The organism is Bdellovibrio sp. HCB290 (assembly GCF_047305925.1).
Lineage (GTDB): Bacteria > Bdellovibrionota > Bdellovibrionia > Bdellovibrionales > Bdellovibrionaceae > Bdellovibrio.
This window is the reverse complement of record NZ_CP178620.1, coordinates 2299511-2313975: the sequence shown is the minus strand read 5'-3', so window position 1 is coordinate 2313975 and position 14465 is coordinate 2299511. Positions and strand designations below refer to the sequence as shown.

15 protein-coding genes and 1 tRNA gene are annotated in these 14465 nt (G+C 47.1%); 12 read left to right on the top strand and 4 right to left on the bottom strand.

Features of this window, described 5'->3' with window-relative positions; translation table 11 throughout:
- Positions 1 to 14: 14 nt before the first annotated feature.
- Positions 15 to 1580 (top strand): murein biosynthesis integral membrane protein MurJ, encoded by a 1566-nt coding sequence (gene murJ, locus ACLVWU_RS11460; RefSeq protein ID WP_413574845.1) that lies wholly within the window; start codon positions 15 to 17, stop codon positions 1578 to 1580.
- Here the strand turns inward: murJ and ACLVWU_RS11455 are convergent.
- Complete coding sequence (locus ACLVWU_RS11455; protein ID WP_413574844.1) at positions 1577 to 1996, bottom strand: hypothetical protein; 420 nt, start codon at positions 1994 to 1996, stop codon at positions 1577 to 1579. The two genes, murJ and ACLVWU_RS11455, sit on opposite strands and share 4 nt — an antisense overlap.
- 75 nt (positions 1997 to 2071) lie before the next feature.
- Between ACLVWU_RS11455 and ACLVWU_RS11450 the strand changes: the two genes are divergently transcribed.
- Positions 2072 to 3286 carry an MFS transporter gene (locus tag ACLVWU_RS11450; RefSeq protein ID WP_413574843.1) on the top strand — a complete coding sequence of 405 codons (1215 nt, stop codon included), beginning with the start codon at positions 2072 to 2074 and terminating at the stop codon, positions 3284 to 3286.
- On the opposite strand, the gene ACLVWU_RS11445 is transcribed toward ACLVWU_RS11450, so the two are convergent.
- On the bottom strand, positions 3283 to 3783 hold the full coding sequence (locus ACLVWU_RS11445; protein WP_413574842.1) for a hypothetical protein: 501 nt from the start codon (positions 3781 to 3783) through the stop codon (positions 3283 to 3285). The two genes, ACLVWU_RS11450 and ACLVWU_RS11445, sit on opposite strands and share 4 nt — an antisense overlap.
- Positions 3784 to 3948: 165 nt before the next feature.
- On the opposite strand from ACLVWU_RS11445, the gene ACLVWU_RS11440 reads away from it, so the two are divergent.
- From ACLVWU_RS11440 to ACLVWU_RS11425, 4 genes are all read left to right on the top strand, one after another.
- The gene (locus tag ACLVWU_RS11440) at positions 3949 to 4458 is read left to right on the top strand and encodes a hypothetical protein (RefSeq protein ID WP_413574841.1); all 510 of its coding nucleotides are present in this window, start codon (positions 3949 to 3951) and stop codon (positions 4456 to 4458) included.
- Positions 4455 to 5738 (top strand): NfeD family protein, encoded by a 1284-nt coding sequence (locus ACLVWU_RS11435; protein WP_413574840.1) that lies wholly within the window; start codon positions 4455 to 4457, stop codon positions 5736 to 5738. Before ACLVWU_RS11440 ends, ACLVWU_RS11435 begins: the two co-directional genes overlap by 4 nt.
- 5 nt (positions 5739 to 5743) lie before the next feature.
- Positions 5744 to 6493, top strand: a complete 750-nt coding sequence (locus tag ACLVWU_RS11430; protein ID WP_413574838.1) for a slipin family protein — start codon at positions 5744 to 5746, stop codon at positions 6491 to 6493.
- Positions 6494 to 6594: 101 nt separating this feature from the next.
- Positions 6595 to 7761, top strand: a complete 1167-nt coding sequence (locus ACLVWU_RS11425; protein WP_413574837.1) for a SpoIID/LytB domain-containing protein — start codon at positions 6595 to 6597, stop codon at positions 7759 to 7761.
- Here ACLVWU_RS11425 and ACLVWU_RS11420 read toward each other — a convergent pair.
- Positions 7758 to 8594, bottom strand: coding sequence for a substrate-binding periplasmic protein (locus tag ACLVWU_RS11420; protein WP_413574836.1), 837 nt, complete (start codon positions 8592 to 8594; stop codon positions 7758 to 7760). The two genes, ACLVWU_RS11425 and ACLVWU_RS11420, sit on opposite strands and share 4 nt — an antisense overlap.
- 425 nt (positions 8595 to 9019) lie before the next feature.
- On the opposite strand from ACLVWU_RS11420, the gene ACLVWU_RS11415 reads away from it, so the two are divergent.
- The 6 genes from ACLVWU_RS11415 to ACLVWU_RS11390 all read left to right on the top strand — a co-directional run bounded on the left by ACLVWU_RS11415 (position 9020) and on the right by ACLVWU_RS11390 (position 13832).
- Complete coding sequence (locus ACLVWU_RS11415; RefSeq protein WP_413574835.1) at positions 9020 to 9811, top strand: hypothetical protein; 792 nt, start codon at positions 9020 to 9022, stop codon at positions 9809 to 9811.
- 41 nt (positions 9812 to 9852) lie between these two features.
- A complete protein-coding gene (locus ACLVWU_RS11410) occupies positions 9853 to 10527 on the top strand; it encodes a hypothetical protein (protein WP_413574834.1) in 675 nt (224 codons plus the stop codon).
- A 125-nt stretch (positions 10528 to 10652) separates the two neighbouring features.
- The gene (locus ACLVWU_RS11405; protein WP_413574833.1) at positions 10653 to 11531 is read left to right on the top strand and encodes a site-specific tyrosine recombinase; all 879 of its coding nucleotides are present in this window, start codon (positions 10653 to 10655) and stop codon (positions 11529 to 11531) included.
- Between the two features lie 83 nt (positions 11532 to 11614).
- On the top strand, positions 11615 to 13063 hold the full coding sequence (locus ACLVWU_RS11400; RefSeq protein ID WP_413574831.1) for an ATP-binding protein: 1449 nt from the start codon (positions 11615 to 11617) through the stop codon (positions 13061 to 13063).
- Between the two features lie 281 nt (positions 13064 to 13344).
- The gene (locus ACLVWU_RS11395; protein ID WP_413574830.1) at positions 13345 to 13617 is read left to right on the top strand and encodes a BrnA antitoxin family protein; all 273 of its coding nucleotides are present in this window, start codon (positions 13345 to 13347) and stop codon (positions 13615 to 13617) included.
- A gap of 141 nt (positions 13618 to 13758) precedes the next feature.
- A tRNA-Cys gene (locus ACLVWU_RS11390) sits at positions 13759 to 13832 on the top strand.
- A gap of 42 nt (positions 13833 to 13874) precedes the next feature.
- Here the strand turns inward: ACLVWU_RS11390 and ACLVWU_RS11385 are convergent.
- A complete protein-coding gene (locus tag ACLVWU_RS11385; protein WP_413574829.1) occupies positions 13875 to 14432 on the bottom strand; it encodes a TetR/AcrR family transcriptional regulator in 558 nt (185 codons plus the stop codon).
- Between the last annotated feature and the right edge of the window lie 33 nt (positions 14433 to 14465).

Here is a 14465-nt window from a genome sequence, read left to right as displayed (position 1 = left end):
CGAATAGAGAGTGCATGAAGAATCACGCCATCTTAGTGGGAATCGGTATTTTTTTAAGCCGTATCGCAGGTTTGGTCCGCGAACGCGTGTTTGCCCATTACTTTGGTAACTCTGCGGCGGGTGATGCCTTTAAAGCCGCACTTAAAATCCCAAATTTTCTGCAAAATCTTTTTGGTGAAGGTGTTCTTTCTGCCAGCTTCATTCCCGTTTACGCGCAACTATTGGCGAAAAAGCATGACGAGGAGGCCGCGAAGGTCGCGTCCGTTATCGGAAGTCTGTTGTTTGTCGTGACATCGCTATTGGTTTTGTCAGGGGTACTGGCAACACCGATGTTGATTGATCTTATTGCTCCCGGTTTTGAGGGGGAAAAAAGGCAGCTGACAATTCAAATTGTACAAATCCTGTTCCCAGGGACCGGTTTTCTGGTGATGTCTGCGTGGTGTCTGGGGATTTTAAACTCTCATAAAAAATTCTTTCTTTCTTATGTGGCACCGGTTATTTGGAATTTGAGTATCATTGCAACCTTGGTTCTGTGGGGATCCAAACAAACTCAATTTGATCTTGCAATCACAGTATCATGGGGGTTGGTGGCTGGAAGCTTCCTGCAGTTTATTGTGCAGGTACCGTCCGCTTTGCGCTTGGGTAAAAAGATTCGTCCTTCTTTGCAACTAAAAAATTCTAGTGTCTCAACAGTAATGAGAAACTTTGTTCCCGTTGTCGGTTCCCGTGGTGTTGTGCAGGTAAGTGCATATATTGACAGTATGCTGGCCAGTCTTTTACCAACGGGAGCCGTGTCAGCTTTAGCGTATGCGCAGACACTTTATTTGCTGCCCGTAAGTTTGTTCGGTATGAGCGTTTCCGCAGCCGAGCTCCCGTCAATGTCACAGGCGACGGGGAGTGATGAAGAGATTCGCACTTACTTGAAGGGGCGTCTGAATCGCGGATTGCAACAAATTGCTTTTTTCGTGATTCCAAGTGTTGTGGCGTTCCTGTTATTGGGAGATTTGATTGTTGGAGCAGTTTTCCAAACCGGCCAGTTTGATGCTCAGAATACGCAGACTGTTTGGATGGTGTTGATTGGTGCGACGGTGGGGCTTCTGGCGTCGACATTGGGGCGGTTGTATTCCTCAACTTTTTATTCATTGAAAGACACGCGGACGCCTCTTAAGTTTGCAATCCTGCGTGTGATCTGTACCACGGGACTTGGTGTTGGTTTTGCATTTTATCTTCCGAAGTTGCTGGGGCTTGGGCCCGAATGGGGGACCCCTGCTTTGACGGCTGCTTCAGGTACTGCAGGTTGGATTGAGTTTTATTTGCTTCGTAAGTCTTTGAATAAGCGTGTTGGCACCACAGGCCTACCGTTGAAGTTTCAGGTGAAAGTCTGGAGTATTGCCTTCGTTGGTGCCAGCGTGGCGGCAGTAGTGGGTCGGTTTGTACTGCCGACCGGTTGGCACGTGATTGTACGCGCCGCAATTTCAGTTTCAGTATATGGCCTGCTGTATTTTGGAATGGGTTACTTCTTCCAAGTCGAGCAGGCCCAGGGTTTCATTCAAAAAGTTTTACGTCGCTTGAAGCGCTAGTAGTAAACGCCCCAGCCATATAAATTCAGATACACAGTGCCCGAGCTTAACTCAAACTTAAGCTGGCCGCTGTGGTATCCCTGATACATGGGGCGAAAGCCCACTTGGGCGTAACAGCTTTCACCAGGACGAAGCTTGCCATAGCAATTGGAGTTAAACATAAAGGCGCCACCCCATAACATCACGTTGTGAACCCGGACCGTGCAGTCAGCATTGTTGGTCAAGCGGAAGGTGGAATACCGTGTGTAGTAGGTCGGGGTGTTCGGAAAGGTGTAGCTGTAGTACTGGGCCTGTCCGCTGACGTCGTCGATTACGATTTCTGCTGCAACTGTGGGTTTTTCGACACTCGCAAAAGTAGAAACGGGAGCTGCGAGGAGTACAAGGGCACTTAAGGTCATAAGCCAAAATGCTTTCATGGGGTCCTCCTTATGAATAGTTTTGTTGAAGAAGAAATTGGTCGCAAAGAATTTTCGTAGTATTCTTTTTTCGTCATGAATGAATCATCTCTGTGGTCTCCGCTAAAAATTTCTGTTTATCGTAACTTTTGGATTTGTGCATTTCTGTCAAATCTGGGGACCTGGATTCAGGATGTGGCGGCCAGTTGGGTGATGACACATCTGTCGACGTCGCCGCTGATTATTTCACTTTTATCTTTCACCAGTAATTTGCCAGTGGTGTTCCTAAGTATTGCAGCAGGGTATTTTGCGGATCTTGGATTTCGTCGTCGTATTCTTTTGATTTCTGAAAGCATGATGTTCGTCGCGGCGGCGGTGCTGGCATATCTAGTCTGGTCCGAAAACATCACCGAAGGTTTGTTACTGCTTTTGTCGCTCGTCATGGGGATTGGTTTTGCTCTTAGCAATCCGCCTTTTCAAAGTGTATTGACCGATTTGGTTCCCACTGAAAAGCAGTCCCAGGCTGTCTTGGTTTATTATATCGGCATCAACGTCACTCGTGTTCTGGGCCCAACAATCGGTGGGGTCGTACTGGGTGGAGCCGGTCCCGCAGTGGCCTTCATGTTGAACAGTCTGTCGTTCTTAGGCTTGATTTTGTTTTTCTGGAAATGGCCGGTGAAAGACACTCCGGCACCTCAGCTCGAGAAAAAAGAAGTTAAATTCACTCAGGAAGAGTTTCAGTTTTTATTCTCTTTCCACAATATGAAATTGTGGGTGGAGATTTTCATCGTCACTTTCTTCGCGTCTTGCTTGTGGGCTTTGTATCCAACGCGTGGTCGTTTGGAATTGGGCTTGAACAGCTGGCAGTATGGTTCGCTCCTGGGATTCTTGGGATTGGGCGCGTGCTTTAGTACGATTTACTCCAGTAAAATTATGCTGCCAGAAAAAACCGGGCAGTCCTTGGCTGGGGCGTACTTTGTTTATGGCGTCGGTTTGTTTTTTATGGGAGTCGCTCCAAGTTACATTTACATGTGCCAGGGGATGTTCTTCGCCGGTATCGGTTGGTTGATTTTGGCAACTCTTATGAACATGAGTTCGCGCCAGTTGACGGGTAAATCCCATTTGAAAGCAACGATGCTCGGAGTATTCCTCGCGGTTTTCTATGCCGGCATGTCTTTGGGTGCCGTCAGTTGGGGAGCGCTTGCACGCATGAGTACATCGACTGCAGCGATGGTTGTGGCTTCCGGTGGCATGACGGTCATTGCTCTTTATAAATTCCTGACATCTAAAAAAATCAAAGAACTAATTTAAAGTCCCAAGGTGGCAAACATCAACGGCAGTTCCTCTGCCGTGAGTTCGCCGCTGGGGCCTCGGGTTGATTTGCTGACGATACCAAATGGAATATCGCCCCACCATTTTTCAATGATCACACCACGGGCATCTGTGGTGCTGGTTTTACACGTTTCATATTTTCCGGGATTGGTTTCCAAAGTTTCAATGACGCCACCTTGTTGAACGCAGGTTTTAAGCACTTCCTTGAATTTGTCAGGAGTAAAAAGATCGGCAGTCTCTAAGGTTTCGGTGACAGTTTCATCTCCGACCTTCGTGTCTTTTTTGACTTTCCATTGTTTGCTGTCGGAATTAAAAGAGATCACTTCTTTGGTGATTTTAATCTCTGATGTTTTACCTTGCGTGTCTTTAAAAGTACCTGACCACGTCACCTTATCGCCAATGCTGGGATAAGCCCCGGCGCCCAATGCCGTGAACATAACAAATGTAAAAACATACACACCGGAACGCGACGTCATAAGGCCTCCTTTTATAGGTGATTCATGGTATTTTTTAGATTGTCACAGAGAATTACCGTCTGGGATGAAATCTTGGTTGCATTGCTAGGAATCAAAGCACACAAAGCAGCGCATTAAGAGCGGTTTTTATAGTCTAGAAACTAGGGGCGGAGTAAGCTCCCTTGCATGAAGGACTACATTCAGTATTTAGAAGAAGTTTTAGGACTGCAAAAGGTTATGCTTGGTGACATGCCTGCGGCTTTGGCTGAAGGCGAAGTTGCCGCGAAAACGCAGTTCTTTACTCAAGACGGTGCTTACACACCGGGTGAGATGGTTCATCGTGAACTGGTATTTCTAAATATCCTGACTCAAGCCAAAGAAAGCTTCTTCCGTCCTGAAGTGCGTGATCTTTTCGATAAAATGAAATCCGCGATGAAGATTCGCAATATTCAAGTTTTGGAAATGGACTGCACGGTTGAAAACCGTTCACTATTGCCTTCAGAGCTTGCGAAGTTTTGCGAAAGCAAAGTTGTTGTGGTCTTTAGCTCGTTTCCGAAAGATCTGGGCGAGATGATTTTCAAAGGCCCTGGTAAATGGATTGAAACCTACAGCCCGGCTTATTTGCTGGAAGACGGGGCGGCAAAAAAAGTCGTCTGGAACGATCTTCAAAAAGTCATGAAGGAGTTAAGTCTGTGAACTCGCTCTTTGTCTCTGTACTTCTGTTAATGATGTTGGGGACAAATGTGTCCCAGGCTGCAACTTGCACACTAGCTGTCACCGTGAACGACGCGATCACAGCATCCACCACTGATTACTTGGAACGAGCAGAAAAGCGCGCGGTCGAAAATGGCTGTGAATCCATTTTCGTAAGGGTGAATACCCCCGGTGGCAGTTTGCAAAGCACACGACGCATTGTCGAGCGCATGCTCGCTTCAAAAGTTCCCTACCTGTGCCTGATCACGCCACAAGGTGGTCACGCCGGCAGTGCGGGCGCGATCATCATGCAAGCCTGTCATGTCAATGGGGGAGTCAAAGCCACCAACATAGGGGCCGCCACTCCTATCTTAGGCACGGGCGAAAAAATGCCTGACGACCTTCGCAACAAAATGATCAACGATACGGTGAGCTGGCTTGAAGGCGTCACCAAGCTTCGTGGTCGCGATTTAAAATTTTCCAAAGACATCGTGACCGATGCCAAATCTTACAGCTCTACCGAAGCGGTCGAGATGAAGGCCTTGGATATCCTGGCTGAAGATGAAGCCGACTTTCTTAAAAAATCCGAAGGCCGAAAAGTTCTGATTGCTGGTGGTGAGACCATCGAAGTCAAAGCGGGCGATCTGCGCGAGTTTTCACCAGACACTCGTTATCGCATTTTAAGTTTCATCGCCGATCCCGAATTTGCATATCTGCTTTTCATGGGAAGTCTGGGACTTCTATATGTCGAGCTGACACATCCTGGATTGGTCGCGCCTGGTGTGATCGGTGGTATTGGCCTGGTGTTTTCGTTGATCGCTTTCCATAAGCTTGAAGTTGTGTGGGGCGGGCTGGCCTTGATCCTTTTGGGGATTGGCTTTCTTATTGCTGAAATTTTCATTCCAAGCTTTGGCATACTGGGAATCGGCGGATTGGTTTCACTTTTCGTTGGCAGCGTGTTTTTGTTTGATAAAGCGACGGGGTACTCATTGCCATATTCAATTATTCTGCCGGTAGTGCTTGCCATAGGCGCGGTCTTCTTTGGGATTGGTTATCTAGCTCTGAAAACTTTGCGCTTGAAATCCAAAGACTCGGATGCGGACTTGAAAGAATCCCTGGGCGTCGTAGTCAGCGTCGATCCAGCTGGTCACAAAGGCCAAATTGCGATTATGGGTGAAACCTGGAGCTTCGTGTCCGAGGACTCACTTAAAATCGCCGAGCACGTCGCAGTGACGGATCGCCAAGGTTTAACTTTAAATGTGAAGAAATATAACAAGGAGTAAGTGAAATGGAATTTCTAATAATTTTACTAGTGGTTGCAGGTATCATCCTAAGCGCCATGGTGAAAATTTTGAATGAGTGGGATCGCGGTGTGATTCTGCGTTTGGGTAAAGCTGTTGGCGTTCGTGGTCCCGGTTTGATTATTTTGATTCCGTTCATCGAACGCATGATCAAAGTCGACACTCGTACGATTGCGATGGACGTAAAACCTCAGGACGTTATCACTAAAGACAACGTATCTATGCAGGTCAATGCGGTCGTGTACTTCAAAGTGATCTCGCCAATGGAAGCGATCACTAAAATTGAAGACTTCTACTTTGCAACAAGTCAGTTGGCACAAACCACTCTGCGTTCTGTGATGGGACAATACCCACTAGATGACGTGCTTGAGCACCGTGATAAAATCAACGGCGCACTTCAAGGGATCCTGGATAAGCATACAGAGTCTTGGGGTATTAAAGTGACGATGGTTGAAGTGAAGCAAATCGACCTTCCAAAAGAAATGCAAAGAGCCATGGCCCGCGAAGCGGAAGCTGAGCGTGAGCGTCGTGCTAAAGTCATCAGCGCGGACGGTGAGGTTCAGCGTTCTGAGAAGCTTGCAGCTGCATCGCAAATGCTGGCAAGTTCCCCATCGGCTCTTCAACTGGCTTATTTGCAGACTTTGACAGAGGTTGCTGGCGATAAGACCAACACCATCATCTTCCCATTGCCACTGGATATGGTTAGACCGTTCCTGAATGCGGCAAACGAAAACTAGACTTTCATCCTTCGGGGTTTGTTTGGTTTAATAGAAGAACTGCTGAAAGAGGCCCAAGGATCTGGGCCTCTTTTTTTTAATCTCTAGGACGGAGACAAGTTTTGAGAATCTTCTGGGCAATCACCTGCTTCTTAGTTGTACTTACGCTCGCGATTTCTGATGTTCAGGCTCAAACTAAAAAATTCGATAGTGAATTAGTGCGCGTTCGCATTCTGACAAATAACAAAAAAGTTCAAGTGGCAGGCCTGGGTCTGCGTTTTCAAATCCTGTCGCAACCTTATCGCCCGGTAGCTATTCCCAGCAGTGGTTCAGCAGAAGTGCGCGTGATGCGCAAGAACGGCAAGAACATTTGGGCTTTGCGCTTAAACAATCGCGATAACGAACATCTTTTCAAAGAAAAATATCTGATGATCCAAGGTGAAAACCTGCGTGTAGGTGGCCAAAGCTTGCCTTCACGAGTGCTATTAGCTAAGGGCCCCGGTGATCAAGTGGACGTAGTCGGCGTGTTGCCGCTGGATGAATATATCGCAGGCGTACTGGCCTCCGAAATGCCGATCAGCTGGCCGTTAGAAACTTTAAAGGCTCAAGCCGTGGCAGCAAGATCTTATGCGCTAGCAGTGATGGCAGAGCGTGAAGACAAAGCCTATCACCTGGAAAGTTCAGTGCTTGATCAGGTATTCCGCCATATCGCCGGTGATGATTCCGATCCAAAGCTAAGTAAGGCTTTGCAAGCCGTGCGTGAAACTGCTGGCATCAAGCTTTATGATGGCAGTCAGAATATTCTAAAAGCCTACTATCATGCGGATTGTGGCGGGCACACGACTTTGGCAAAGAATGTCTGGAGCGGTGGAGTTAACAGTGGCGTCGCGGTCGACAGCTCTTGCCCCACGAATCCCAAAGCCAACTGGTCCGTGTCCTTTTCCCGTGCAGAGATCGCTGAAAAGCTAAAGCTTCCCTCTCTTACACAAATCAGTTTGGATCGCGTGAATGGTGACACTCGCATTCGCGGCGTTCGCGTCGCTTTCAATGAAACTGAAAGTAAATACATCCCAGCCAATGAGTTTCGTCAGGCTTTGGGTTTTACAGAACTAAGAAGCACGCTGTTTGATCTAAAACAGCACGAAGATGATTTTGTATTTTCCGGACGTGGCTTTGGCCATGGTGTGGGACTTTGTCAGTGGGGCAGTCGTGCCCTCGGACTTAAAGGCAAGAATTTTGCGCAAATTCTTAAGCACTACTATCCGGCAGCAAAACTCGCTCAAAACTAATCTGTATAGCCTTTTGCAGGAACGATCGGACTGTTTTCATAGGCCTGCATTTTAGGCTGAAACGAAAAGATCTGAACTCGCTTTTGCCCCTTCATACCTACCCAGTCTTCAAGGATGTCATTGTAGCCGCTAGAGGCCTTAAGCATCCCCAATCCCATCTCAAACTTTTTAATCAGCTCTTTGGATTGTTTATGGGACTTGGAAAAGTGCACATAGATGGGCTCTTCAGACATCTCCAACACAATTTGGAATTGGTTTTTAAACTCAGGATTGTTCTTTAGGTAGTAATAGTAGACATATTCGTCGATTGCCGCGAACGAAACGCGATTCGACTTTAGCATCATCAGCGATGTCAGATCGCTGGAGGTGAAGACCTTATTGATGCTTTTGTTTTCATCAAATTCTTTTCCGAAAGGGAATTCAGCTGGCAGAGCCACCGAGTTGCCTTCAAGATCTTTGACTTTAGCAGGCTTCTTTTTAGCGGTAATGGTGTTCGCGACAATCAGGCCCTTGCTTTTGAATAAGGGCTCTTTGGGGAAGATGACTTTCTCATCAAGTTCTTTGGATCGGGCCGAGTTAAAACAGGCCACGTATTTGCCGGTTTGGGTTTGGGCGATACAGCGGGTGTAGGGGACTTGGACTAATTCGATTTGCTCGCCCACGTTTTTAAAGGCCGAACGGACTATATCTACGGACATACCAACGGGACGGTCGCCTTTTTTAAAAGCAAAAGGGGGCCAAGCGTCTTCAACAAGGATTTTAATCGGTTTGGAGTGCGCCGGAAGGGACGCAGAAAAGAAGATGAGTGCTAAAAGGACAAATACCGAATTCATGACTGTTATTTAACAGGCGACGGGGGGCGGTACAGCTTACTTATATGTAATAGAACTAAAAACCCATGAATACTCGGGCAGCAAACATAAATACAGCGCCGAGAATCAAAACATTTGTTGCAGTGACAGTCATTTTTGCGTCCTTTTTAATCAGTGATACATCCCATTTCGGTAATGTTAGGAAAAATCTTAAATTTATTTTTTGTGGCTATATCTTTGCCATGTCTTATTTTTAGAAAAAGTGCCCTTTTTGCGCTTCGACCTTGCGGGTTCGTCACAAACCGCACGTTGTTTCATATTGAGAAACCCTTAAAAACACCCGTGTAATCATAAAGTTACGGTACTTTCTGGATATTGGCACAGGCATAGCAATACCCAACATCGAGGACTCACCTTTGAAAACGAGCCCTTGAAAAGAGGATGATATGAACAACAAATTCAATGCTCCAATGATGATCTTGGTGACTGCAGTGGCACTTATGGGTGTCGGTTGTGGAAATAATAAGATGGTCGTCGCGGGATCCAATCAGGTTGTATCATCCGGTACCGGCAACAACACAGGCTCCATCCCAACATCACCAGGTGGCAACACCGGCACTGATACAGGGACTGGTAACACAACGACATACTCAAATGAGGCGAAGTTCACACCGGTATCTTATGCCGAGTTGAACTCTTATGTTGGTACTCGTCCATTGAATGATCCTCAAGATATCAAATTGAAAATTCAATTAAGCCAAGTGGGCAGCACTGGCAAATATGCTGGTACGGTTTCCTTGTCTTATACAGATACTGGTCTTCGCTACACGGGTACTTTCAATACGGATTCTGGCAAGAACGCAAGCTACTCTGGTTTGAAAGACAACAACACATTGGAAGCGGAATACAACAGATGGTTCACTTCTGGTGGCAAATCCGTGTTCACGGGTTTCTTCCAGGATCAATGGGGTGCAGTTGTACTGGTAGTTGATAATGTGGTTTCTCAAGGTGACGTGTCCGGTGGTGGCGGTGTGATCGTGACAGGTTCTTTGTACTATAAGAACTTTGCACAATCTTACGCTCAACAATCACCCTACAGAAAATGCTGGTTTATCTATGACGGTCCTTACAACTGCCGCGCGGGTGCTGTGATCAACAAGTCATCAGTTTACCCAGGTGACGGTTATAAAAAGCTTGGAACATTCTCTGGAATTTCCAAAGCGGCGGCTTTCCAGTAATTGATTAAAAAATTTAAAGTTTACTAAATCGAGGAGTAACTATGGAAAATTATAAATATCGAAAGCTAAGCTTTCCCAATTTGTTTTTGCGCTTGGCAGCTATGTTGGCTGTGACTGCTTTCATGACTGCGTGCCCGGGCAAAAATGACGGCCCTAATGGCAATAGCTGGTTAACAGCTGCAAACTTCGTTAGCCCCACTCAAATGGGTTCCGTACAAAGTGTGAATCCGATGAACTCGGTTTCTTTGGCTTTGAATGTGATCGTTGAGAGCGGTTCCGGCGTTTATAACGGCGGCTACAATAACGGGTATCCTGGTTATAACAATGGTTACAACACCGGTTATAACAATGGCTATTATCCGAACGGCACAATTCCAGGTTACTCTTATGTCGGTACTAACTTGAACTTGTACAACGGTCCGGTGGCTTTCCAAGGCACGATGACTGTTGGTAATAACTGGTATGACCTTTACAACTCCGGTTGTCAGGTAGCTCCGGGCACTTACACTGTTGAAACTGCAACTCGCGGAAATATGGCAAATGCGGGAATGATGTCGACAGTGGTGTTGGTTGCGAATCCAGGTAACATCGTGATGGAAATCAACGGTGGTATGGTGAACGGCAATCGCTTGGTCGCTCTTCCTCCAGGTGGTATCCACGTGGCGCAAGTAAACGGTATCGTTTGCAGCCCGGTATTCGGTGGATCTTTCAACTAAGACTGAATCTTTAAGCTAAAAATTAGAACCGTCCGTCGCTGACCTCGCAGCAACGGACGGTTTTTATTTTTTTTGGTGACATAATATTTCTTGCGCTCCGCCTAAAGTCTGGTTCTAATATTCATATGGAACTACCTCTTTGGATCGACTTCTTTGATGAGCTGCAAAATGTACGTGGACGTTCTCAAAATACGGTAATGGCTTACCGCCGTGACCTGGAACTCTACATTGAGTACCGCAAAACCCACAACAATGTGACTGGCTTTTACGAGTTTATGAAGAAGCACAAGCTTTCCACGCGCTCTCAAGCGCGAGTGATCTCGTCTTTGCGCACGTACTTTAAGTTCTGCGAAACTCGCGGTCAGAACAGCCCGGAGCTGCGTGAACTAAGACCACCAAAGGTCAAAGTAGGGTTGCCGAAGGTTTTGACTCCGCAGGAGTTCCAACAGCTCTTTGATGCGGCAGAAGTGAATGATCCGGTGAAAACCGCACGCAATCAGCTGACGTTGTTGTTCTTGTACGGCCTGGGCTGCCGTGTTTCTGAGTTGATCTCTTTGAATGTGACTGACTTCAATCAAACTGACCGTTGGGTTAAGGTTTTGGGTAAAGGCAGTAAAGAGCGTTTGGTTCCATTGACTGAAAAGTTGGCGGAGACCCTGACTCAGTACCTGCGTGAGCACCGTTCTGTGTTGATGAAGGATTCGACTCCGTCCATTTTGATCAATGACCGTGGACATCGTCCGTCCCGCGTTGACGTGTGGAGATGGCTTGCCAGCTGGTCCACGCGTGCAGGCTTTGCCGAGCCGGTAAATCCGCATCGCTTCCGCCATGGCTGTGCCACGGCTTTGTTGGAAAGTGGTGCAGACCTGCGCTCGATCCAGATGTTGTTGGGTCATGCAAGCATCCAAACGACTCAGATCTACACGAATGTGACGACGAACACGATGACCCGCACGATTGAAGAGCACCATCCGCTTTCGCAAATGGCTGAAGTCGAAAAATAATCCGGACTTCGGTTTGAAAATTTCTGATTCCTTAAAAAAGCCCACACTGGTTGTGGGCTTTTTCTTTGCTGGCAGTGTCTGCCATGAAACTAAAATCACTGATTCGTGAAAATGAAGTCCTTGTTCCGGTCGAGGTGGAGATCAACTTTACTGCGGGGCTACCGCAAATTCAATTTCTGGGGCTGCCGGATCAAGGGATTCGCGAAAGCATTCATAGAATTAAAAGTGCTATTCGTGCACAGGGTTTTGAATTCCCGAAAGCTCAGCAGGTGCTGGTGAATCTTCGTCCCAATCATTTGAAAAAATCCTCCCGCGGCCTGGAGCTGGCTGTGGCGTTGGGGATTTTGTGGGAATCAGAACAAATCGCGAAACCTGATGAATCCGTGATGGTGTACGGGGAGTTGGGATTACTTGGAGAAGTTTATGAGCCCGAAGATCTGACCACGGATTTTGAACCTGACGGAAATGTCCTGGTATGGACGGGGCAGGCGCAAAATACCACCGCGGTTTTTGATCGCAAGGTGCTCAGTTGTTTGCAGGACATTCGAGAGCCTGTGGTTGTTGCCGCCGTCCCCCGAGAATACGAAGTGCGAAGACCCTGGGCAGACCTTCAGCTTCGTTTTCCCGAAAGACAGGCAAAGCTTTTGGAAGTGGTCGCACTCGGTGAGCATTCGGTGTTGTTAGCGGGGCCTGCGGGTTCTGGCAAAAGCACGATTGCTCGCACACTTTCCGCTTTGCTGGCAGCACCCACTCAGGAAGAAATGCATACAATCGCAAAAAATAATCGGGGCGCGAGCGAAGCCCCTCTTCGCTGGCGTCCCGTGGTTCATCCCCACCATTCGACCACCGCTCTTGGGTTGATTGGTGGGGGTGTCCCCCCTTTTAAGGGCGAGATCACGCGCGCCCACAAGGGCCTGATGATTTTGGATGAGTTATTAGAATTCAACGTGCGCGCGCAGGAAGCTTTGCGCGAACCGATGGAAGAGTCTTTGGTGCGCATCCGTCGCGGTCGTTACGTTGAGGAATTTCCGGCAGAGTCCTTGATGATTGCCACCACTAATCTTTGTCCTTGCGGGGATTGGGTTCCAAAATCAAAAGTCGTCTGTGGTCGTTCACTTAAAAAATGTCAGTCCTATATGGAGCGCCTGTCGGGTCCGTTGGTGGATCGATTTCATATTACGTTTTTCACGCAAAAACGCGAGGAGGGCGGCGCAGTTTCCGGGGAGGATATCCTGGCTCGCCTGGAAGCCAGTCGCATGTTCCGGGCCCGTTTGGCGGCCAAAGATGTGCGATTTAGGAAGCTTGCCAGTCGTTGGAGCTTTGATGAGCTGGCGTCGGATTTACCTAGTTTCTATATGAAAGAACTCTTCCCCAAAGAGATCTCCAGCCGCCGCCGCGAACTCGCAACGCTGCGAGTCGCAAGGACGTTGGCGGACCTGGATCAAGCCGAAAAGCTGCAACCCCAGCACGTAGAGGCCGCCTTAAAAATGACTTTCGATCCGGTTGAAGCCTTAAAGCGGCTCGGATGTTGAAATATGCATAAAATATGTATAATATATTCGGAGGTGCTTAATGCCGAGAATTAGGTACCTTCAGTCTATTTTGTTTGGGATGTCCGTGTGGATTTATTATGGAGATCATGGTTTCCCCCACGTCGAAATATACCATGGGAAACCTGAAAATTTTGAAGCCCATTTAAAGCTGAATATTCTGAATTTTGAACCTCTCGAAGTGAATGGCTTTTCTGAACGCTCGGTTCGAATAATTATTAAAAAGCTGAGACCGTATAGGGAAGCACTGCTAAAGGATTGGTATGAAATCATCAAAGAGTAAGTTGAATTATGGCAACATCGAAGTGGATGAGCGAATCTTTGATCCCGAAAGCACGAAGGTACGTATTTCAACTATGATTGATGCGGACGTCGTTTTCGCTTTAAGGGAACGGGCGAAAAAAGAGAAAACAAAATATCAGACGCTGATTAATTCTATTTTACGCCAAGCAGTCATGGGTGGTGATCCTTTGCATATCGATGCCATTGAGGCCGCTTTGTTAAAGCGAGGCTTTATTAAGAAGGGCCGTGGCTAGGCTCAGCTCTGCAAAAGCTGCTACAGAGTTATGCACCGAGATGGCTTTATAGCCAATATACGCGATTTAAAGTCACCATAATGTTTAAAGTTGACTTAAAAGGTTGATTTAACATAGATTAGACCTTCGAAATCACTCTGGGGTGATGTGGCCGAGTGGCTAGGCTCAGCTCTGCAAAAGCTGCTACAGCGGTTCAAGTCCGCTCGTCACCTCCAAATTAAAACCGCCTTTCCAGGCGGTTTTTTTATTATCTATATTCACGAAGAAGGCTTTAGTATTCCCCGCATCATCATTTCGATGAAGTCGTCCACAATATTTTTAGGGTCCGTATAACCCTGCTTAACCGCAAGGCTCATTCCACTCAATAATGAAATATAAATACCTACAAGACGGGTGAGTTCGATGTCTTTTATCTTGTCCGAGGACTGCGCCATCGTTTCACGCAGGGGAGTGAAGATAGACGAGGACACCAATTGCATCACGGTTTGTTTTGCAAGGGGAGTTAAGTGCGGCATGTCCATCTGAGAAATAAGTGACATGTTCATTGGCGGTTGAAGAATAAACCAGTGAGCGAAGGATTTCAGAAATGTTTCCAGATCAGGACATTCCTTCTTCATGGCATAGACTTGATCGCAATATTGATTCAAGCGGTTGCGAAGAACTTCAACGTAGATCTCTTCTTTTCCACCTGGAAAATGGTAGTACAAGGATGCCGGCTTTATCTGCATGCTTTCGGCAATTTCTTGAAGGGATGTTGCTTTGTAGCCATTGCTGAAAAACATTTTTTCCGCAACGTCGATTATCTGTGTTTTCAAAGGGCCTCGCAGGTTACCTAACAATTATGAAAT

What these genes read in the sequence shown, in the direction of transcription:
- ACLVWU_RS11445 (WP_413574842.1), bottom strand. Translation starts at nt 3,783, where the DNA reads ATGACGTCGCGTTCCGGTGTGTATGTTTTTACATTTGTTATGTTCACG.
- ACLVWU_RS11400 (WP_413574831.1), top strand. Translation starts at nt 11,615, where the DNA reads ATGAAACTAAAATCACTGATTCGTGAAAATGAAGTCCTTGTTCCGGTC.
- ACLVWU_RS11440 (WP_413574841.1), top strand. Translation starts at nt 3,949, where the DNA reads ATGAAGGACTACATTCAGTATTTAGAAGAAGTTTTAGGACTGCAAAAG.
- ACLVWU_RS11430 (WP_413574838.1), top strand. Translation starts at nt 5,744, where the DNA reads ATGGAATTTCTAATAATTTTACTAGTGGTTGCAGGTATCATCCTAAGC.
- ACLVWU_RS11415 (WP_413574835.1), top strand. Translation starts at nt 9,020, where the DNA reads ATGAACAACAAATTCAATGCTCCAATGATGATCTTGGTGACTGCAGTG.
- ACLVWU_RS11450 (WP_413574843.1), top strand. Translation starts at nt 2,072, where the DNA reads ATGAATGAATCATCTCTGTGGTCTCCGCTAAAAATTTCTGTTTATCGT.
- ACLVWU_RS11420 (WP_413574836.1), bottom strand. Translation starts at nt 8,594, where the DNA reads ATGAATTCGGTATTTGTCCTTTTAGCACTCATCTTCTTTTCTGCGTCC.
- ACLVWU_RS11405 (WP_413574833.1), top strand. Translation starts at nt 10,653, where the DNA reads ATGGAACTACCTCTTTGGATCGACTTCTTTGATGAGCTGCAAAATGTA.
- ACLVWU_RS11455 (WP_413574844.1), bottom strand. Translation starts at nt 1,996, where the DNA reads ATGAAAGCATTTTGGCTTATGACCTTAAGTGCCCTTGTACTCCTCGCA.
- ACLVWU_RS11410 (WP_413574834.1), top strand. Translation starts at nt 9,853, where the DNA reads ATGGAAAATTATAAATATCGAAAGCTAAGCTTTCCCAATTTGTTTTTG.
- ACLVWU_RS11395 (WP_413574830.1), top strand. Translation starts at nt 13,345, where the DNA reads ATGAAATCATCAAAGAGTAAGTTGAATTATGGCAACATCGAAGTGGAT.
- murJ (WP_413574845.1), top strand. Translation starts at nt 15, where the DNA reads ATGAAGAATCACGCCATCTTAGTGGGAATCGGTATTTTTTTAAGCCGT.